Origin of the sequence: Pseudomonas monteilii NBRC 103158 = DSM 14164 (genome assembly GCF_000730605.1) — a bacterium.
Taxonomy (GTDB): domain Bacteria; phylum Pseudomonadota; class Gammaproteobacteria; order Pseudomonadales; family Pseudomonadaceae; genus Aquipseudomonas; species Aquipseudomonas monteilii.
Genome location: NZ_BBIS01000018.1, coordinates 42,919 through 63,481 on the forward strand (window position 1 = coordinate 42,919; position 20,563 = coordinate 63,481).

The window sequence follows — 20,563 nt, forward strand, 5'->3', positions numbered from 1 at the left end:
TTTATTGTTTTCTGCTCTGGCCTCTTCGCGGTCTTACGGCAGGGGCTTGGCCACCCGCGCCGGATTGCGCGCCACCACGCCAGCGAAGACGTAGTACAGCCCCCCGCCCAGCAGCGAGCCGGTAAACCAGCCGTAGTCGTAGAACCAGCTGAAACTGCTGTTGCCAATGGCCATCACCGTAAGCGCCACCGGCAACGCAAAGGCAGCGAACCCGGCCCAGTTCCACGCGGGATACACGTCATCCCGGTACAGCCCGGGCAGGTCCAGCTGCTGCCGACGGATCAGGAAGTAGTCCACCACCATGATCCCGGCAATCGGCCCGAGCAGGCTGGAATAGCCAAGCAACCAGTTGGAATACACGCTCTCCAGGCTCAGGTCGGACACGATCCAGCCCAGCTTTTTCAGCAGCTCATGCCCCATCAGCGCCAAACCGATGAAGCCGGTCAGCCATACCGCACGGCTGCGCCCGATCAGGCGAGGGGCAATGTTCTGGAAGTCGTTGGTCGGTGACACAATGTTGGCGGCGGTGTTGGTCGACAGCGTGGCAATCACGATCAGTGCCATGGCCAGGGCCACCCAGAACGGGCTGTGGATTTTGCCGATCAGGCTGACCGGGTCGGACACCGTTTCGCCCACCAGCGATGCCGAGGCAGCGGTCAGCACCACACCCAGTGAAGCGAACAGGAACATGGTCAGCGGCAGGCCGAAGATCTGCCCCAGAATCTGGTCTTTCTGGCTGCGGGCGTAGCGGCTGAAGTCGGGAATGTTCAGCGACAACGTGGCCCAGAAGCCGACCATGGCGGTAAGCCCGGCGCAGAAGTAACTGACCACGCTCGCCCCTTCCGGACGCTTGGGTGGCTGGGCCAGCAGTTCGGTCATCGACATATGCGGCAACGCCCAGAACAGCAGCCCGACGCCCACCGCCACCAGCAGTGGTGCCGACAGTGTTTCCAGCCACTTGATCGACTCGGCGCCGCGCAGCACCACCCACAGGTTCAGGCACCAGAAGATCATGAAGCCGATCACCTCGCCGGTGCCGCCCAGTGCTTTCCAGTCATCGAACACCGACCCGAGGAACAGGTGAATGGCCAGCCCGCCAAACATCGTCTGGATACCAAACCAGCCGCACGCGACCACCGCGCGGATCAGGCACGGGACGTTGGAGCCGAGGATGCCGAAGGACGAGCGCAACAGCACCGGAAACGGGATGCCGTACTTGGTGCCGGGAAACGCGTTGAGGGTAAGCGGAATCAGCACGATCACGTTGGCCAGCAGGATAGCCAGCAACGCCTCGCCCACGCTGAGGCCGAAGTAAGCCGTGAGCACGCCGCCCAAAGTGTAGGTGGGTACGCAGATGGACATGCCTACCCACAGGGCAGTGATGTGCCATTTGTTCCAGGTGCGCTGGTGCACTTTGGTGGGCGCGATGTCGTGGTTGTAACGCGGGCTGTCGAGGACATCACTGCCCTCGGACAGTTCGAACAGGCCATCTTGCTCGACCACTTCCGATCTGCTCTGTTGCATGGGCCCTTCTCCAGATTTTCTTTTAGTTGTTTGCTCATCGGGCTAACTCGATGGCCGGAGTACGCACGCGTAATCGTGCTTAAAAATCTCGACCAGATTTTCATCTTGTCAAGTAAGTCAAAAACCTCCGAAAGCCCCGAAACCAGCGCTAATTAAATAATTAATCGTTAAATATCAGTCACTTAAAAACCACAAAAATAATAGGAAAATTTCCTTGATGAATCACCAATCAGCATCTAGCCTCGAATCTTGTCAGGACTGACAGGATTAACCGCCCTGCCCGCCCTGCACCCGTGACAATTCCAAGAACCGGCCCAGACCGGTCAGCCTGCGAGGAAAACGGCATGTCCCTGTTGATCCGTGGCGCCACCGTGGTTACCCACGAAGAAAGTTACCCCGCCGATGTCCTGTGTGCCGATGGCCTGATCCGCGCCATCGGGCAAAACCTCGAACCCCCGACCGACTGCGAGATTCTCGACGGCAGTGGCCAGTACCTAATGCCCGGCGGTATCGACCCGCACACCCACATGCAGTTGCCGTTCATGGGCACCGTGGCCAGCGAGGACTTCTTCAGCGGCACCGCTGCGGGCCTTGCTGGTGGCACCACCTCGATCATCGATTTCGTCATCCCCAATCCGCAGCAATCGCTGCTGGAGGCCTTCCACACCTGGCGCGGCTGGGCACAGAAAAGCGCCAGCGACTATGGCTTCCACGTCGCCATCACCTGGTGGAGCGAGCAGGTGGCCGAAGAGATGGGCGAGCTGGTGGCCAAGCACGGGGTGAACAGTTTCAAGCACTTCATGGCCTACAAGAACGCCATCATGGCCGCCGACGACACCCTGGTGGCCAGCTTCGAGCGCTGCCTGCAACTGGGTGCCGTGCCGACCGTGCATGCCGAAAACGGCGAGCTGGTGTACCACCTGCAGAAAAAACTGCTGGCCCAAGGCCTGACCGGGCCGGAAGCCCACCCGCTGTCGCGCCCGTCCCAGGTCGAGGGCGAGGCGGCCAGCCGCGCCATCCGCATTGCCGAAACCCTCGGCACGCCGCTGTACCTGGTGCATGTTTCCAGCCGCGAGGCACTGGATGAAATTGCCTATGCCCGGGGCAAGGGGCAACCGGTGTATGGCGAGGTGCTGCCCGGCCACCTGCTGCTGGATGACAGCGTCTACCGTGACCCGGACTGGGCCACTGCGGCCGGCTACGTGATGAGCCCGCCGTTCCGCCCGCGTGAACACCAGGAAGCCCTGTGGCGCGGCTTGCAGTCGGGCAACCTGCACACCACCGCCACCGACCACTGCTGCTTCTGCGCCGAGCAGAAAGCCATGGGCCGCGACGACTTCAGCCGTATTCCCAACGGCACCGCCGGCATCGAGGATCGCATGGCGGTGCTATGGGATGCCGGGGTGAACAGCGGGCGCTTGTCGATGCATGAGTTCGTTGCCCTCACCTCCACCAACACGGCGAAGATCTTCAACCTGTTCCCGCGCAAGGGTGCCATCCGCGTTGGCGCCGACGCCGACCTGGTGCTGTGGGACCCGCAGGGCACCCGCACCATCTCCGCCCAGACCCACCACCAGCGGGTGGACTTCAACATCTTCGAAGGCCGCACCGTGCGTGGCATCCCCAGCCACACCATCAGCCAGGGCAAGGTGCTGTGGGCCGATGGCGACCTGCGTGCCGAAGCGGGCGCGGGGCGGTATGTGGAACGGCCGGCGTATCCGTCGGTGTATGAGGTGCTGGAACGCAGGGCCGAGCATCAGCGCCCGACGCCCGTGCAGCGTTAAGGCCCTTGGGGCTGCGAAGCGGCCCCTGTCGCCTGCCCCATAAAAATAGAGAGGCTACAACCGTGATCGACGCCCTGAAACACTTGCCGCGCCCAAGGGCCGGTGCCGACCAGTTGGCCGAGCGCTTCAGCGACCTGGCCCCACCCCTCACCGCTCGCCAGGCCGCCGTCGAAAGCGCACGCTGCCTGTACTGTTACGACGCGCCCTGCGTCAACGCGTGCCCAAGCGACATCGACATCCCCTCGTTCATCCACCGCATCAGTGACGAAAACCTGCAAGGCGCCGCCGAGCGCATCCTCTCCGCCAACATCCTCGGCGGCAGCTGCGCCCGTGTATGCCCCACCGAAATCCTCTGCCAGCAAGCCTGCGTGCGCAACAACGCGCAGGAGTGTGCGCCGGTACTGATCGGCCAGCTTCAGCGCTACGCCCTGGACAACGCCCACTTCACCAAACACCCGTTCAAGCGTTCCCCGGCTACCGGCAAGCGCATCGCCGTGGTCGGTGCCGGGCCTGCCGGGCTGTCCTGTGCCCATCGCCTGGCCATGCACGGGCATGACGTGGTGGTGTTCGAGGCCTGTGACAAGGCTGGCGGCCTCAACGAGTACGGCATCGCCCGCTACAAACTGGTCGACGACTATGCGCAACGTGAAGTGGAATTCCTGCTGGGCATCGGTGGCATCGAAATTCGCCATGGCCAGCGCCTGGGCGGCAACCTCAGCCTGGGCGAGCTGCGCGACCAATACGATGCGGTGTTCCTCGGCCTCGGCCTGAATGCGGTGCGCCAGCTGGGCCTGCCCGATGAAGAGGCCCCCGGCTCACTCGCCGCCACTGCGTACATCCGCGAGCTGCGCCAGGCCGATGACCTGAGCCAACTGCCCTTGGCCGACCGCTGCCTGGTGATCGGTGCCGGCAACACCGCCATCGACATGGCTGTGCAGATGAGCCGCCTGGGCGCCCGCGACGTCAACCTCGTGTACCGCCGTGGCAATGCCGACATGGGCGCCACCGGCCACGAGCAAGACATTGCCAAGGCCAACCAGGTGCGCCTGCACACCTGGGCCCGCCCCGATGCCGTACTGCTGGATGACGCTGGCAAGGTGCGCGGCATGCGCTTCGCCCGTACCGAGCTGGCCGACGGCCGCCTGCGCGACACTGGCGAAACCTTCGAGCTGGCCGCCGATGCCATCTTCAAGGCCATCGGCCAACGCTTCGACGATGCCAGCCTCGGCGACCCGGTGGCTGCACAGCTGGTCCGCGAGGGTGAGCGCATCCGTGTCGACGAAACCCTGCAAACCAGCCTGCCGGGCGTGTATGCCGGCGGTGACTGCACCGCCCTGGGCCAGGACCTTACCGTCCAGGCCGTACAGCACGGCAAGCTGGCCGCCGAAGCCATCCATGCCCGACTCATGCTCAACGTGGAGGCAGCGTAAATGGCCGACTTGTCTATTGTGTTTGCCGGCATCAAGGCACCGAACCCGTTCTGGCTGGCTTCCGCGCCGCCCACCGACAAAGCCTACAACGTGGTCCGCGCCTTCGAGGCCGGCTGGGGCGGCGTGGTGTGGAAAACCCTGGGCGAGGACCCGGCGGCGGTCAACGTGTCGTCGCGTTACTCAGCACACTACGGCGCCAACCGCCAGGTGCAGGGCATCAACAACATCGAGTTGATCACCGACCGTTCGCTGGACATCAACCTGCGCGAAATCACCCAGGTGAAGAAGGACTGGCCCGATCGCGCATTGATCGTGTCACTGATGGTGCCGTGCGTGGAGGAATCGTGGAAGTTCATCCTGCCACTGGTGGAGGCCACCGGGGCCGACGGCATCGAGCTGAACTTCGGTTGCCCGCACGGCATGCCTGAACGGGGTATGGGCGCGGCGGTCGGCCAGGTGCCGGAGTACGTGGAAATGGTCACCCGCTGGTGCAAGACGCACTGCTCGCTGCCGGTGATCGTGAAGCTTACGCCGAACATCACCGACATCCGCCAATCGGCCCGTGCCGCGCACCGGGGCGGGGCCGATGCGGTGTCGCTGATCAACACCATCAACTCCATCACCAGTGTCGACCTGGACCGCATGGTCGCCCACCCCATTGTGGGGGACCAGAGCACCCACGGCGGTTACTGCGGCTCGGCGGTCAAGCCGATTGCGCTGAACATGGTGGCGGAAATCGCCCGCGACCCGGAAACACGCGGTTTGCCAATTTGCGGCATTGGCGGCATTGGCAACTGGCGTGATGCGGCGGAGTTCATGGCCCTGGGCAGCGGCGCCGTGCAGGTGTGCACGGCGGCGATGCTGCATGGGTTCCGCATTGTCGAGGACATGAAGGACGGCCTGGCCCGCTGGATGGACCAGCATGGGCACGCCAACATCGAAGCATTTCGCGGGCAAGCGGTGGGGCATACCACCGACTGGAAGTACCTGGACATCAACTATAAATCGGTTGCCCATATCGACCAGGAAGCGTGCATTGGCTGTGGGCGTTGCCACATAGCCTGTGAGGATACGTCTCACCAGGCCATTGCCAGCACGCTGAAGGCTGACGGCACGCATGCCTACAGTGTGATCGAGGAGGAATGCGTGGGCTGCAACCTGTGCCAGATCACTTGCCCGGTGGAAAGCTGCATCGAGATGCAGGCGCAGGATACGGGCAAGCCGTACATGAACTGGACGCAGGATCCGCGTAATCCCTATCGCGAGGCCAGCTGAGCAATTGGGGCCGCACAGCGGCCCCATTTTCCGGTTCAGGGCTCTAGCCCAATCCCCCGCAAGATCACGCTGGTCACCGTCTGCACCGCACTCTCGAACGCCATGTCCGAGAGCATCTCCCCGCCATTGAGCAATTCAACCTGGTAACCAAAGTCGGCGTAATGCTGAGTCGAAGCCCAGATCATGTACAGCAATGCCGACGGCTCCACCGGCAGAATGCGCCCCTCCTCTACCCAGCGGCGGATCTTGTTCTCTTTCAACTTGGCCCAGGGCACCAGGCTTTCATCCAGGTTCACCCCCAGCACCGGCGCCCCGTGCAGCATTTCTTCGGCCCAGATCTTCGAACCCAGCGGCCGCGAACGCGAATGCCCCATCTTCGCGCGGATGTAACTGGTCAACACCACGCGTGGGTCGTCGAAGTTCTCGAAGCACAGCGCGTCCTGCTTCCACACGTCCAGCAAGTCTTGCAGTACGGCGCGGAACAGGTCGTCCTTGGTGCTGAAGTAATAGTGCAGGTTGGAGCGCGGCAACTCGGCCTGTTCGGCAATATCGCCCATGGACGTGGCGCCATAGCCTTTTTCGGCGAACACCTTTTCCGCCGCCTGCAGAATCTTCTCGATATTGCGCCGGCGGATTTCGATCTTGTGGTTGGCCATCAGCCCTGAGCCGTCCACACCGCCAGTTCATAACCGTCCGGGTCGATGAAGTGAAAGCGTCGCCCGCCGGGGAAGGCAAAAGTTGCCCGGCTGATTTTCGCCCCCGCCGCCTCGACCCGCTGCTGCGTGGCCTCCAGGTCGTCAGCGTACAAAATGACCAGCGGACCACCCGGGCGTACCGGCTCGCCGGTGGTAAAGCCCCCGGTAAGGCGACCATCGCTGAACTCGGTGTAGGTGGGCCCGTAATCGGTGAACGCCCAGCCGAACACGCTGCCGTAGAAGGCCTTGCTCCGTGCGATGTCGCTGACATTGAACTCGATGTTGTCGATCTGTCGATCAGTACCGCGAATGCCCATGGGTGCTCCGTGCCTAAGGGGTTTGGCCTAGTCTACTCCGCTTGCTCCAACGTGGTGCAATCCCTTGGTGCACGTCGCACCTATCTGCAACTCGCCCGATCACGCACCGGGCACTGTGCCCGATGCAGGTTCAGTGCGGTGTTGATGATGCCGATATGGCTGAACGCCTGGGGAAAATTGCCGAGCATGCGCTGACCTGCCGGGTCGTACTGTTCGGCCAGCAGGCCAAGGTCGTTGCACAGGCCGGTCAGGCGTTCATACAGCGCCTGCGCCTCTGCCTGGCGCCCGAGTAATACATACACGTCAGCCAGCCAGAACGAGCACACCAGGAAAGTACCCTCCCCGGGCGTCAGGCCATCACTGCAACTGTCGCTGTCGTAACGCAACAGCAGGCCGTTCTTCAGCAAGCGCTGTTCGATCTGTTCAAGCGTGCGTAAAAAGCGTGGATCATCTGCCGGCAGAAATCCGGTCAGGGCGACCTGCAACAGGCTGGCGTCCATTTCTGAAGAACCGTAGGCCTGGACGAAATAAAGACCGCTGGCATCAAGGCCGCGCTCACAGACTTCACGGTGAATCTCATCGGCCACCTGGCGATAATGCCGCCCACGCTCGCGGCCTTCCTCCGTGGTGTCGGCCAGCCCCGCAGCACGGTCGAAGGCGACCCACGCCATCACTTTGGAGTGCACGAACTGCTGCCGGCCACCGCGTACTTCCCAGATGCCTTCGTCCGGCTCGCGCCAGATGCGCTCGACGTAAGGCAGGATCAGGCGGGAAATGGCAGCGCTGCGCGGGTGGCGCGGCAAACCGCCCTTGATCGCCTGGGTCATGGCATCGGCCAGTTCGCCGTAGATGTCCAGCTGCATCTGCTGCGAAGCGGCGTTGCCCACCCGCACGGGTTGCGAATGCTCGTAACCGGCCAGCCACGGCAACGTGTATTCCTGCAAGTCGCGCTCGCCAGCCAGGCCGTACATGATCTGCATCTGTTCAGGGTTGCCAGCCACCGAACGCAGCAGCCATTCCCGCCAGGCCTGGGCTTCATCGAAATAGCCCAGGTTCATGAACGCCAGCAGGGTCATGGTGGCGTCGCGCAGCCAGCAGAAGCGGTAGTCCCAGTTACGCTCCCCACCCAGGCGCTCGGGCAGCGAGGTGGTAACGGCGGCGACGATGCCGCCGGTAGGCGCGTAGGTCATTGCCTTGAGGGTAAGCAACGAACGGCGCACCAAGGCCGTGTAGGGGCCTACCTGCGGGCAACGGGCGGCGAAGGCCTGCCATTGATCGATGGTGTGGGCCAGGGCCTGGTCACTGTCGCGGTCGGATTGCACTGGCAGGTGCGAGGGCTGATGGCGCAGGCTGAAGATATGCCGCTTACCTGTAACAACGCGAAAACGGGCGACGGTATGGTGGTCGCGGGCATGCGGCGGCACGGTGCTGCACAGGATCAGCCGGTCAGGGCCGGCGACGGCGCTGAGGGTGAGTGGGTCGAGCCGTTCCACCCAGGGCACGCTGCGCCCGTAGTCGAAGCGCATGACCAGGTCCATTTCGAAGTTGGTTTCACCAGAGATGCCCTCGACGATTCGCACCACCGAATTGACCTCGCCCAAAGGCATGAAGTCGAGCACGCGGGCACTGCCATTGGCGGTGACCCAGGTGGTTTCCAGCACCAGGGTATCGTCCAGATAACGCCGGCTACTGTGCTCGACCGGGTCGCTGGGGGCCAGGCGCCAGCGGCCGTTTTCTTCGTTGCCCAGCAGTGCGGCGAATACGGCTGGGGCGTCGAAGCGTGGCAAGCACAGCCAGTCGAGCGAGCCATCACGGCTGACCAGGGCAGCGCTGCGGCAGTTGCCCAGCAGCGCGTAGTCTTCGATGTGGGTGGGCATTCAACCTCCTTGATGTGGTTGCCTGTGCTGGCCCTTTCGCGGGCTCGCCCGCGAAAGGGCCAGCACAGGCATAACAAGAACCTCACCCCAGCCGATGCCACTCTCGCTTGTCCCGCGCCAGCAGTTCATTGCCAGCCTCGGGCCCATCTTCACCCGCCGGGTACTCATGCACCTCGCCATCCTGCGCCCAGGCATCGAGAAACGGCTGCACCGCGCGCCAACCGTTCTCGATGTTGTCGGCGCGCTGAAACAGGGTCTGATCACCGGTCAGGCAGTCGTAGATCAAGGTCTCGTAGCCGGTCGCCGGGGTCATCTTGAAGAAGTCCTTGTAGGCAAAGCCCAGCTCGACGTTCTCCATCACCAGCTCCGGCCCCGGCCGCTTGGCCTGCAGGTCGAACCACATGCCTTCGTTGGGCTGAATCTGGATTTTCAGGTAGTTGGGCTTGGGGCGCTCCAGCTCCGACTCGCGAAACTGCGCATAGGGCGCGGGCTTGAAGCAGATGGCGATTTCCGTATCGCGCACGCTCATGCGCTTGCCGGTACGCAGGTAGAATGGCACGCCAGCCCAGCGCCAGTTGTCGATCATGACCTTCAGTGCCACGAAGGTTTCGGTCTGGCTGTCGGCAGCGACGTTGGCCTCCTGGCGGTAGCCGGGCAGCGGCTTGCGCCCCTGCTTGCCGGCGATGTACTGGCCGCGCACGGAGTTTTTCAGGGCCATTTTCGCCGACCACGGGCGGATGGCGCCGACCACCTTGGCCTTTTCACTGCGCACGGCATCGGCGCCGAACGCTGCGGGTGGCTCCATGGCTACCATCGCCAGCAACTGGAACAAGTGGTTGGGGACCATGTCGCGCAAGGCCCCGGTGCTGTCGTAGAACGCGCCCCGGGTTTCGACGCCGACGGTTTCCGCAGCGGTGATCTGCACATGGTCGATGTAGTGGTTGTTCCAGAACGATTCGAACAGGCCGTTGGAAAAACGGCTGACCAGAATGTTCTGCACCGTTTCTTTGCCCAGGTAATGGTCGATGCGGTAAATCTGCCGCTCACCCATCACCTTCAGCAGGCAGGCATTGAGCGCCTCGGCACTGGCCAGGTCGGTGCCGAACGGCTTTTCGACCACCACACGGCGAAAGCCCCCTGCAGACTCGTCGAGCAACCCGGCCTGCCCCAGGCGCTGGGCTACTTCGGGGAAGAAGCGCGGCGAGGTTGCCAGGTAGAAGATCGCATTGCCGTGGCTGGTCTTTTCGATACGCTTGGCGATGGCCTGATAGGTCGCCGGATCGAGGAAATCGCCGGTCTGGTAATCCAGGCGCTTGGCCAGGCGTGCCCACAGTTTTTCGTCCAGGCATTTGGCCGTGCCCTTGTCCCGCTCGACCATGAACGCATGCAGGCGCCCGGCAAAATCCTCGGCGCTGGCCGGATTGTGGTCAACGCCGACAATGCGCAGGTTGCGGTCCAGCAAACCGTCGCGGCTAAGGTTGTAAAGTGCCGGCATCAGCAGGCGCTTGACCAGGTCGCCATTGGCGCCGAACAGGAACAGGGTGCAAGGCGGTGCAGCAGGAATGGTCTGTTTGGTCATTCGGCTTTCTTCTCGACATGGCCACCAAAGCCCAGGCGCATGGCCGAGAGGATCTTGTCACCGTAAGTGCCCTGTTGCTGGCGCGAGCGGAAGCGGGCGAACAGCGCGCTGGACAGCACCGGCACCGGCACTGCCTGTTCCACGGCGGCATCGATGGTCCAACGGCCCTCGCCACTGTCGGACACCGAGCCGCTGAACTGCGACAGCTGCGGGTCGGCCACCAAGGCATCGGCGGTGAGATCGAGTAGCCACGAAGTGACCACGCTGCCGCGCCGCCACACTTCAGCGATCTCGGCCACGTTCAGGTCGAAGCGCTGGTCTTCGGGCAGCTCGTTGCCGCCTTTGCTGCGCAGCAGGTCGAAGCCTTCGGCATAGGCCTGCATCAGGCCGTATTCGATGCCGTTGTGCACCATTTTCACGTAGTGCCCGGCGCCAGGCGGGCCGGCGTGAATATAGCCGTGTTCGGCACGCTGATGCTCACCGCTACGGCCATGAGTACGCGGGATTTCGCCCACGCCCGGCGCCAATGCCTTGAACAAAGGCTCCAGGCGCTCGAATACGTCCTTTTCACCACCGATCATCATGCAGTAGCCACGGTCCAGGCCCCACACACCGCCGGAGGTGCCCACGTCCAGGTAATGCAGGCCGCGCTTGGCCAGTTCAGCAGCGCGGCGCATGTCGTCCTTGTAGAAGGTGTTGCCGCCGTCGATGATCGCATCGCCCGGCTCCAGCAGTTCGGCCAGTTGGGCGATGGTCTGCTCGGTCGGCTCGCCGGCCGGCAGCATGACCCACACTGCGCGCGGCGCTTTCAGTTTTTTTACCAGCGCACCGAGGTCGTGTGCGCCTTGAGCACCCTCGGCTTCCAGCCCGGTGATGGCCTCTCGGTTGCGGTCGTGTACCACGGTGCGGTGGCCGGCGCGCATCAGGCGCCTTGCGATATTGCCGCCCATGCGGCCCAGCCCGACGATTCCCAGTTGCATGAGCCGATGCTCCCCTTACGAAATGGTTGACGACACAGTCCAGCTTTCCAGATTAGTCCAGCGTACCGCATGAGGGTTCAGCGACGAACGGCGAGACCACGATAAACAAAAAAGTTCCCAAGCCCTGCAAAAGAATTCAGAATGCGCCCCGCGTGAAGCGTCTACGCTTTGACTTGTCACCAGCCAAAACCGCGAGGTGTGCTCATGGGTACCTTGATGCCTGCAACCCCAACCCAGACACTCTATGTCTCCGTGCGCCGTGATGAGCTGCGTAAACTGAAAGACGAACGTGACCAACTGCGCCAGCAGGTCGCCCAACTGAACCTGCTGCTGGCGCAAGCGCTTACCGACGGCAAGGCCGTCAGCCTCTGATCTTTCCTTCCTCTCAGTGGGGGCTGTAGGGCTCCCACCTGCTGACTCTACCTTTCCAGGTCAGGCCCCTTCGCGGGTCACTGGCAAAGACACAAACACCTTTCCAACGCCCCACTATGGTGCAAGCTCCCATTCCAGCCACAATTTGGCGCACCCGCAAAACGCCTCCGGCAAACCTTTTCACATCCAGTCGAATACGCCAACGTTTGCGTCTATTTCGCACCTCACATTAATGACCAGTGGGTCACCTTTTTATCGCGTTCTCTCCTACACTCGGTTTTCGGCCCGCCATTTGCTCAAGGGAAGAGTGACGAAAAAAAGTCGAACTTTAAGGAAAGCCGGTAGGTCAGGAATTAAGTAGGCCAAACGGATGGGGCACTCCCAGCCACGGCCCACCCACCCCAACCAGTCCACTCGCCTGCGGCCGGAATGCCGACAGCGCTGTGCCTGCGCGCACGACTCAGGGGCATGGAACGCACTACGCAGATCCGAATTAGAGAGAACTCACACGATATATCGCCACGGGTGCCAGCACCCGGCCAAAGCATAGGGACGGAGAGAAGTATGATCAGTGCCGCTGTCGAGCCTCACGTAGATTCATTCAACCCGGACAACCGCGAGCCGCTCACCCCGGACTTCGCCAAGACAGGCACGGCACCCGGCGCCCAGCGCCAGCACAACCCCAACAAGCGCAAGATCCTGTTCGTGACGTCGGAAATCGCCGACCTGGTGAAAACCGGTGGCTTGGGTGACGTATCTGCCGCCCTGCCCCGCGCCCTGGCGCACCTGCACGATGTGCGGGTGCTGATCCCCGGCTACCGCCAGGTGATGGATAGCGACAACCCCATCCACATCGTCGGTGAACTGGGCGGCCACGCGGCACTGCCGCCGTGCAAGATCGGGCGCATGGACATGGCCGACGGCCTGGTGATCTATGTGCTGATCTGCCCCGAACTGTACCAACGCGACGGCACGCCCTATGGTGCCAACAATGGCCGCGACTGGCCCGACAACCACATCCGCTTCGCCCGCCTGGGCCTGGCTGCGGCCGAAATCGCCGCAGGCGAAGGCAAGATCCACTGGACACCCGAAGTGGTGCACGCCCATGACTGGCCCGCCGGCCTGGCCCCGGCCTACATGCATTGGCGCGGGCTAAGCACGCCTACCCTGTTCACCATTCACAACCTGGCCTACCAGGGTGTGTACAGCCGGGGTTGCAGCCCTGAGCTGGCGATTCCCGACCACGCCATGCAGCAAGAAGGCATGGAGTTCTACGGCAAGCTGTCGTTCCTCAAGGCGGGCCTGGCCTACTCTAGCCACATCACCACGGTCAGCGCCACCTATGCCCGGGAAATCACCACACCCGAATTTGGCTGCGGCCTGGACGGCTTCCTGTCCAGCAAGGCCCAGCAAGGCCTGCTCGGGGGTATTCCCAACGGTATCGATGAAAGCTGGGACTCGGCCACCGACAAGCACCTGCAGCACAACTTCAGCATCAACGACTGGGAAGGCAAGGCACGCAACACCCAGGAAGTGCGTGATCTGTTCGGCCTGGAAGCCTCGGAAGGCCCGCTGTTCGCCGTAGTTTCGCGGCTCGTCTATCAAAAGGGGCTGGACCTGACTCTGGGTGTGGCCGACTACATCGTCGAGCAAGGCGGGCAGATTGCGATCATCGGCCGTGGCGAGCCGGAAGAAGAACAGGCCATGCGTGAACTGGCGCTGCGCCACCCGGGCCGCATTGGCGTGCGCATCGGCTTCAACGAAACCGACGCACGGCGCATGTTCGCCGGCAGCGACTTCTTGCTGATGCCGTCGCGCTACGAGCCGTGCGGCCTCAGCCAGATGTATGCACAACGCTTCGGCTCGCTGCCGGTGGCGCGCAATACTGGCGGCCTGGCCGACACCATCGAGTGCGGCGTTACCGGCTTCCTGTTCAACGAGTCCACCGTCGAGAGCTACCGCCAGGCACTCAGCCGCGCCTTCTATGTGTACGGCAAGAAGGACCTGCTGAACGCCATGCGCTGCCTGTCGATGACTCAACCGTTCAACTGGTGCCAGGCGGTGGAACCCTACGCCCGCCTCTACGAGGACCTGGTCAAGCAGGCACAGTTGAGCCATTACTGAGCGGGGGCCAGAAGATGCACAGGCATGGCGCACACTTGCTGGACGCCACGTCGGCGCGCTTCGCCCTCTGGGCACCCGATGCGCGCAGCGTGAGCGTGGAACTGGAGCAGCAGCCGGCCATCGCGCTGCTGCCGGATGAAGATGGCTGGTACACCGGCGTTGCACCGTGTCAGGCCGGTGACCGTTACCACTACCGCATCGACGGCGAGTTGCAGGTGGCCGACCCGGCCTCGCGCTACCAGCCTGAAGGCGTACAGGGGCCGAGCCAGGTGGTGGATGTGGCCGGTTACGCCTGGCAACACCCGTGGCAAGGTCGCCCCTGGCACGAGGCAGTGATCCAGGAGCTGCATGTGGGCCTGCTCGAGGGTTACACCGGGGTTGCCCGACAGTTGCCACGCTTGGCCGAGCTGGGCATCACTGCCATTGAGCTGATGCCGCTGGGGCAGTTCCCCGGCGAGCGCAACTGGGGGTACGACGGCGTGCTGCCGTTCGCGCCACAAAACACCTACGGCCCCCCCGAGCAGCTGTGTGCACTGGTCGACCAGGCCCACGGCCTGGGGCTGATGGTGCTGGTGGACGTGGTGTACAACCACTTCGGCCCCGACGGCAATTACCTGCACCAGTACGCCAGCCCGTTCTTCCGCGAAGACCGGCAGACGCCCTGGGGCGCCGCCATCGACTTCCGCCGCCCGCAGGTGCGCGAGTACTACATCCAGAACGCCCTGATGTGGCTGTGCGATTACCGTTGCGATGGCCTGCGCCTGGATGCCGTGCATGCCATCGACCAGCCCGATTTCCTGATCGAGCTGGCGCAACGCGTGCGCGCCGCCGTGGAACCTGGCCGCCAGGTGTGGCTGGTGCTGGAGAACGAGCACAACCAGGCCGGCCTGCTTGAGCAGGGCTTCGACGCCCAGTGGAACGACGACGGCCACAATGCCCTGCATGTGCTGCTGACCGGCGAAACCGAAGGCTACTACGCCGATTACCAGCAACGCCCCATCGACCAGCTGGCGCGCTGCCTGGCCGAAGGCTTCGTGTTCCAGGGCCAGGCCAACCGCCATGGCACGCCACGCGGTGAACCCAGCGGGCACCTGGCGCCCAGTGCCTTTGTGTTGTTCCTGCAGAACCACGACCAGGTCGGCAACCGCGCCTTGGGCGAACGCCTGACCCGCCTGTGCCCGCCGCCGGCCTTGCGGGCGGCCACTGGCCTGCTGCTGTTGGCACCGATGATCCCGCTGCTGTTCATGGGCGATGACGATGGCAGCTGCCGGCCGTTCCTGTTTTTCACCGACTTTCATGACCAGCTGGCCGACGCCGTGCGCGAAGGCCGGCGCGGCGAATTCGCTCACTTCAACGCGTTCGCCGACCCCGAGCAACGCGCACGCATTCCCGACCCCAACGCCGAACAGACCTTCGAAGCGTCACGCCCGCAAAACAAGGAAGTGATCGCCGGCTGGCACGGCCTGTACCAGCAACTGCTCGACCTGCGCCACCGCCATGTCATCCCGCACCTGCCCGGTAGCCGTTCACTGGGCACCGAGGTGCACGGCGAAAAGGCGCTGACCGCACGCTGGCGCCTGGGCGATGGCAACACCCTGCGTATCGACCTGAACCTGGGCGACACACCGCAGTCCATCGAATTACCCGCAGCGTCCACTCGGCTGTTCGACAGCAGCGACACCCGACACCCCGATAGCCAACTGGCGGCCTACAGCTGTGTGGTCAGCCTGCTTCCCCCTGATCTGGAGCGTCCATGAGCGAAACCGCCCTGCACCGCTTGGCAAACCGCGTCGGGCTGAGCCGCGACTGGGTCGACGCCAACGCCCGGCCCCAGCGCGTCAGTGATGAAGTGCTGCGCAATATTCTGGAAGGCCTGGGCCACCCCGCCGCCGATGACACCGCGATTGCCGCCAGCCTGCGCGCTGTGGAGGCAGCAGAAGACAGCGAGCACCTGCCACCACTGCTGACCGCCGACCTTGGCCAGCCACTGGCGCTGGCACGCTACTTCAGTGCTGCCAGCGTCGCGCACTGCACGCTTGAAGACCACGCCTCGCTTACCCTCAGCCTCGACGATCAGGCACGCCTGCCCGGTGAGCTACCCATCGGCTACCACCACGTGGAAATCGACAGCCGCCGCTTCACCGTGGCCGTGGCACCGCCGCGCTGTCACAGCCTGGAAGACAAGGTGCCGCAACCCCCGCCGCGCTGCTGGGGCCTGGCCGTGCAGCTGTACAGCCTGCGCCGCCCCGGCGACGGCGGCTACGGCGATTGCCTGGCCCTGGAGCAGCTGGCCCGTTCCGCTGCCGAACGCGGCGCCGATGCCTTGGCCATCAGCCCGATCCACGCCCTGTCAGCCATCGACCAGGAACACTACAGCCCCTATTCGCCTTCCAGCCGGCTGTTGCTCAACACCCTGTATGCCAGCCCCGCTGCACTGCTGGGGGAGCGGGAGGTGCGCATGGCCATCGAAGCCTGCGGCCTGGCGCAGCAATTGGAAGACCTCGAGCAAGGCTCACTGGTCGATTGGCCACGTGCCGCCAGCGCCCGCCTGCGCCTGCTCGAAGCGCTGTACCAGGGCTTTAGTCAAGGCGACCACCCACTGCGCATGGACTTCGACAGTTTCCGCGAGGCCGGTGGCCAAGCCCTGGAGCACCACTGCCGCTTCGAGGTACTGCAAGCGCAAGCCGTGGAGCATGGCCTGGGCGCCGACTGGCGCAACTGGCCCAAGGCCTGGCACGACCCTTACCACCCTGAAGTGGAAGCCTTTGCCAACGCCTACCCGGCCAAGGTCGAGTTCCATGCCTTTTGCCAATGGCTAACCGAACGGGGCCTGCAGCGAGCGCAGGAAGCCGCCCGCAGCAACGGCATGAGCGTTGGCCTGATCGCCGACCTGGCCGTGGGTGCCGACGGCGCCGGCAGCCAGGCCTGGAGCCGCCAGGATGAATTGCTGGCAGGCCTGAAGGTGGGCGCGCCGCCGGACATCCTCAACCGTGCCGGGCAGGACTGGGGCATCTGCGCGTTCTCGCCTGAAGGGCTCAAGCGCAATGGCTACCGCGCCTTCATAGAAATGCTGCGCGCCAACCTCGCCCACGCGGGCGGCCTGCGCATTGACCATGTGATGGGCCTTCGCCGGCTGTGGTTGATCCCGCAAGGGGCAAAACCCAGCGAAGGCGCCTACCTCAACTACCCGCTGGACGACCTGCTGCGTCTGCTAGCGCTGGAGTCGGTGCGCCATCAGGCGATCATTCTCGGCGAAGACCTGGGTACAGTGCCCGATGGCCTGCGCGAAACCCTGGCAGAGAAAGCCGTGCTGGGCATGCGCGTGCTGCCCTTCGAGCAAACCCAGCCCGGCCAGTTCAAGCCGATTCTTGACTGGCCGGAAAACGCGCTGGCCACCACCGGCACACACGACCTGGCGCCCCTGGCCGGCTGGCTGGAAAACCGCGACATCGACTGGAGCCACCGCTTGCAGCTGATCGATGCCGCCACCGAATTGCACTGGCGCCATGACCGCCAGAAAGAGCACGACGGCCTGCGCCGCACCCTGGAAGCCAACTACGGTGCGCTGAAGGACAACGAAGCGTTGATCGATGCCGCCATCCGCTACGTCGGCCATACCCGCGCACCACTGGTGCTGGTGCCTTTGGAAGACCTCCTCGGTTGTGACGAGCAGCCCAACCTGCCGGGCACCACCGCCGGGCACCCCAACTGGCGCCGGCGCTTCGCCTTGCCAGTGCGCGATCTGCTCGATGACGAAGATGCCGCACGACGCCTGGAACTGCTGGCCCAGGCCCGCGAACAGGCCTGGGAGCGTGACCGATGAAGCCGCTGACCGCGACCCTGCGCCTGCAATTTCACAGCGACTTCACCCTTGACCATGCCGTGCCGCTGGTGCCGTACTTCGCCCAGTTGGGCATCAGCCACCTGTATGCATCGCCCATCCTCAAAGCCCGTGCTGGCTCGCGCCATGGCTACGACGTGGTCGACCCGACCTGCGTCAACCCCGAGCTGGGTGGCGAGGCGGCACTGGAGCGGCTGGTCGCCGCGCTGCGCCAGCATGGCATGGGGCTGATCCTCGACACGGTGTCCAACCACATGGCTGTGGGCGGCGCCGACAACCCCTGGTGGCAGAGCGTGCTGGCCTGGGGCCGGCGCAGCCCGTATGCAGAATTCTTCGACATCCAGTGGCATTCCAGCGACCCGCTGCTGGCCGGGCAACTGCTGCTGCCGTTCCTGGGCAGCGACTATGGCGTGGCCTTGAAGCATGGCGAGATACCGCTGGAATTCGACAAGCATCACGGCCTGCTGCAAGTGGCGCATTACGAGCACCGCTTCCCGATCTGCCCGGTCGACTATGGCTGGATCCTGGCGCTCAGCCCGGAGCCGGCCCTGAAAGCCCTGGCCGAGCACTTCACCGCCTTGAGCGACTCGGTCACGCCGCTTGCCGATGCCCTCCCGCTGCAAACTGAGCTGGCCCGCCTGGCCCGCGAGGGCGCCGACCTCGATTCGGCCCTGCTGGCGTTCGACAGCCGCAGCGAGGCCGGTTTCAAGCGCCTGCACCTGCTGCTGGAGCGCCAGACCTACCGCCTGGCCAGCTGGCGCACCGCCGCCGACGACATCAACTGGCGGCGCTTTTTCGACATCAACGAGCTGGGCGGGCTGCGGGTGGAGCGCGCGGCGGTGTTCGAGGCCACCCACGCCAAGCTGTTCGAACTGATCGAACGCGGCCTGGTGGACGGCCTGCGCATCGACCATATCGACGGCCTTGCCGACCCACGTGGCTACTGCCGCAAGCTGCGCCGGCGCGTCGATGGCCTGTTGGCACGCCGGCCTTTGCAGGCTGCCCTGGAGCACTTCCCGATCTACGTGGAGAAAATCCTCGGCGCCAACGAACACCTGCACCGCGACTGGCTCACCGACGGCACCACCGGCTACGAGTTCATGAACCAGGTCTCGCTGCTGCAACACGACCCGACCGGCGAAATGCCGCTGACGGAACTGTGGGCCAACGTCACCGAGCGCCCGGACTTCCCTGAAGAAGTGCGTCAGGCGCGCCACCTGGTGCTCAACGCCAGCCTGGCCGGGGACTGCGAATCGGTGGCCCAAGCGCTATTGCAGGTTGCCCGCAACGACCTGATGACCCGCGACCTGACCCTGGGTGCGATTCGCCGGGCCTTGCAGGCACTGGTGGCGCATTACCCGGTGTACCGCACCTACTTCAACGCCTGTGGGCGCCCGGCTGAAGACGAAGGGTTTTTCCAGCAAGCGTTGGCCAATGCCCGGCAGGACCTGGGCGAAGCCGACTGGCCGCTGCTGGAGCAGCTTGAGCAATGGCTGGGCGGGCAAGGCTGGCGGCACCTGCCACCGGGCCGCGTCCGCAAGCAGTTGCGTCACGCCTGCGTGCGTTTCCAGCAGTTGACCGCTCCCAGTGCCGCCAAGGCCGTGGAGGACACTGCCTTCTACCGCAGTGCCCGGCTGCTGTCGCGCAACGACGTAGGCTTCGAGGCCGAACGTTTCAGCGCCCCGCCCATGCACTTCCACTACGAAGCCCAGCGGCGCCTGCGCGACTTCCCCGATAACCTGCTGACCACCGCCACGCACGACCACAAGCGCGGCGAAGACACCCGCGCACGCCTGGCCGTGCTCAGCGAGCGTGGCCCGTGGCTGGCCAGCCGGGTAGAACATTGGCGCGAGCTGGCCGAACCGCTACGTACGCAGCTGGAAGATGGTCAGGCCCCCAGCCCCGGCGACGAACTGATGTTGCTGCAAACCCTGCTCGGCAGCTGGCCGCTGGACCTCGACCTCCACGATGGCAATGCCCTGCGCCAGTATGCGGAGCGCATTCGCCAGTGGCAGCAGAAAGCCCTGCGCGAAGCCAAGTTGCGCAGCAGCTGGAGCGCCCCGAACGAAGGCTACGAAAGTGCCTGTGCCCGCTACATCGACAGCCTGTTGCTGGACAACGAGAACCAGCAACTGCGCAAATCCGTGGCCGATGCCGCGCAACTGCTGGCCTGCCCCGGCGCCCTCAATGGCCTGGTGCAGGCCTTGCTACGCATGACCACGCCCGGCGTACCCGACCTGTACCAGGGCAACGAATACTGGGACTTCAGCCTGGTCGATCCGGACAACCGCCGCGCCGTGGACTACGCTTGCAGGCGGGCCACTCTGGACGATGCAACGCCCACCACCGAGCTGCTGGCACACTGGCGCGACGGCCGCATCAAGCAGGCCTTGATCGCCCGGCTGCTGGACTTCCGCCAGGCCCATGCCGACCTGTTCCGTCGCGGCGCCTACCTTCCGCTGACGGTGCAAGGCCGGCATGCAGACCATGTGATCGCCTTTGCCCGCCTGGGTGAAGGCGAACGCGCCATCGTCGTCGCCCCACGCCTGGCCAGTGGCCTGCTGGGCGGCGCTGCAACCCCGTTGATCCCGGCGCAGAACTGGGACGACACCCGGCTGGTACTACCGTTTGCCTTGTCGCCTGCCAACTCGACGGGACTTTTCCCCTGTGCGGCGGTCAGCCCTTCTAGGGAGCTGATGTTGAGCGCTGTGCTGGCAGAGTTTCCGGTCAACCTGTTGATACAACAATCTTGAGCATCAGGAGCG

General features: G+C 64.2%; 14 protein-coding genes. 8 read left to right on the forward strand and 6 right to left on the reverse strand.

Features of this window, described 5'->3' with window-relative positions; genetic code table 11:
* Positions 1 to 33: 33 nt before the first annotated feature.
* Positions 34 to 1,524: an NCS1 family nucleobase:cation symporter-1 gene (locus PM2_RS11065; protein ID WP_016711522.1), complete on the reverse strand. Its 1,491-nt coding sequence runs from the start codon at positions 1,522 to 1,524 to the stop codon at positions 34 to 36.
* Between the two features lie 344 nt (positions 1,525 to 1,868).
* Here PM2_RS11065 and hydA point away from each other — a divergent pair, with 344 nt between their 5' ends.
* The 3 genes from hydA to preA all read left to right on the forward strand — a co-directional run bounded on the left by hydA (position 1,869) and on the right by preA (position 6,013).
* Positions 1,869 to 3,308, forward strand: coding sequence for a dihydropyrimidinase (gene hydA / locus PM2_RS11070; RefSeq protein ID WP_025753444.1), 1,440 nt, complete (start codon positions 1,869 to 1,871; stop codon positions 3,306 to 3,308).
* A 62-nt stretch (positions 3,309 to 3,370) separates the two neighbouring features.
* Entirely contained in the window at positions 3,371 to 4,738 is a 1,368-nt protein-coding gene (locus PM2_RS11075) for an NAD(P)-dependent oxidoreductase (RefSeq protein ID WP_028699038.1), read from the forward strand.
* On the forward strand, positions 4,739 to 6,013 hold the full coding sequence (gene preA / locus PM2_RS11080) for an NAD-dependent dihydropyrimidine dehydrogenase subunit PreA (protein WP_016711525.1): 1,275 nt from the start codon (positions 4,739 to 4,741) through the stop codon (positions 6,011 to 6,013).
* Positions 6,014 to 6,048: 35 nt separating this feature from the next.
* Here the strand turns inward: preA and PM2_RS11085 are convergent, their stop codons facing one another.
* From PM2_RS11085 to gnd, 5 genes are all read right to left on the reverse strand, one after another.
* Complete coding sequence (locus tag PM2_RS11085; RefSeq protein WP_016711526.1) at positions 6,049 to 6,669, reverse strand: TetR/AcrR family transcriptional regulator; 621 nt, start codon at positions 6,667 to 6,669, stop codon at positions 6,049 to 6,051.
* Entirely contained in the window at positions 6,669 to 7,025 is a 357-nt protein-coding gene (locus tag PM2_RS11090; RefSeq protein WP_016711527.1) for a VOC family protein, read from the reverse strand. Before PM2_RS11090 ends, PM2_RS11085 begins: the two co-directional genes overlap by 1 nt.
* Before the next feature lie 80 nt (positions 7,026 to 7,105).
* Positions 7,106 to 8,902 (reverse strand): glycoside hydrolase family 15 protein, encoded by a 1,797-nt coding sequence (locus PM2_RS11095; protein WP_028699037.1) that lies wholly within the window; start codon positions 8,900 to 8,902, stop codon positions 7,106 to 7,108.
* 82 nt (positions 8,903 to 8,984) lie between these two features.
* Positions 8,985 to 10,481 (reverse strand): glucose-6-phosphate dehydrogenase, encoded by a 1,497-nt coding sequence (gene zwf / locus PM2_RS11100; RefSeq protein ID WP_016711529.1) that lies wholly within the window; start codon positions 10,479 to 10,481, stop codon positions 8,985 to 8,987.
* The gene (gnd, locus tag PM2_RS11105; RefSeq protein WP_028699036.1) at positions 10,478 to 11,461 is read right to left on the reverse strand and encodes a phosphogluconate dehydrogenase (NAD(+)-dependent, decarboxylating); all 984 of its coding nucleotides are present in this window, start codon (positions 11,459 to 11,461) and stop codon (positions 10,478 to 10,480) included. The genes zwf and gnd overlap by 4 nt, the downstream gene beginning before the upstream one ends.
* A 204-nt stretch (positions 11,462 to 11,665) precedes the next feature.
* Between gnd and PM2_RS31170 the strand changes: the two genes are divergently transcribed.
* The 5 genes from PM2_RS31170 to PM2_RS11125 all read left to right on the forward strand — a co-directional run bounded on the left by PM2_RS31170 (position 11,666) and on the right by PM2_RS11125 (position 20,551).
* Positions 11,666 to 11,833 carry a DUF6026 family protein gene (locus PM2_RS31170; RefSeq protein WP_169739396.1) on the forward strand — a complete coding sequence of 56 codons (168 nt, stop codon included), beginning with the start codon at positions 11,666 to 11,668 and terminating at the stop codon, positions 11,831 to 11,833.
* Between the two features lie 564 nt (positions 11,834 to 12,397).
* Positions 12,398 to 13,957, forward strand: coding sequence for a glycogen synthase GlgA (gene glgA / locus PM2_RS11110; protein WP_016711531.1), 1,560 nt, complete (start codon positions 12,398 to 12,400; stop codon positions 13,955 to 13,957).
* Positions 13,958 to 13,971: 14 nt separating this feature from the next.
* On the forward strand, positions 13,972 to 15,714 hold the full coding sequence (gene treZ, locus PM2_RS11115; RefSeq protein ID WP_028699035.1) for a malto-oligosyltrehalose trehalohydrolase: 1,743 nt from the start codon (positions 13,972 to 13,974) through the stop codon (positions 15,712 to 15,714).
* Entirely contained in the window at positions 15,711 to 17,780 is a 2,070-nt protein-coding gene (gene malQ, locus PM2_RS11120) for a 4-alpha-glucanotransferase (protein ID WP_028699034.1), read from the forward strand. The genes treZ and malQ overlap by 4 nt, the downstream gene beginning before the upstream one ends.
* Positions 17,777 to 20,551, forward strand: coding sequence for a malto-oligosyltrehalose synthase (locus PM2_RS11125; protein WP_028699033.1), 2,775 nt, complete (start codon positions 17,777 to 17,779; stop codon positions 20,549 to 20,551). Before malQ ends, PM2_RS11125 begins: the two co-directional genes overlap by 4 nt.
* Positions 20,552 to 20,563: the final 12 nt, after the last annotated feature.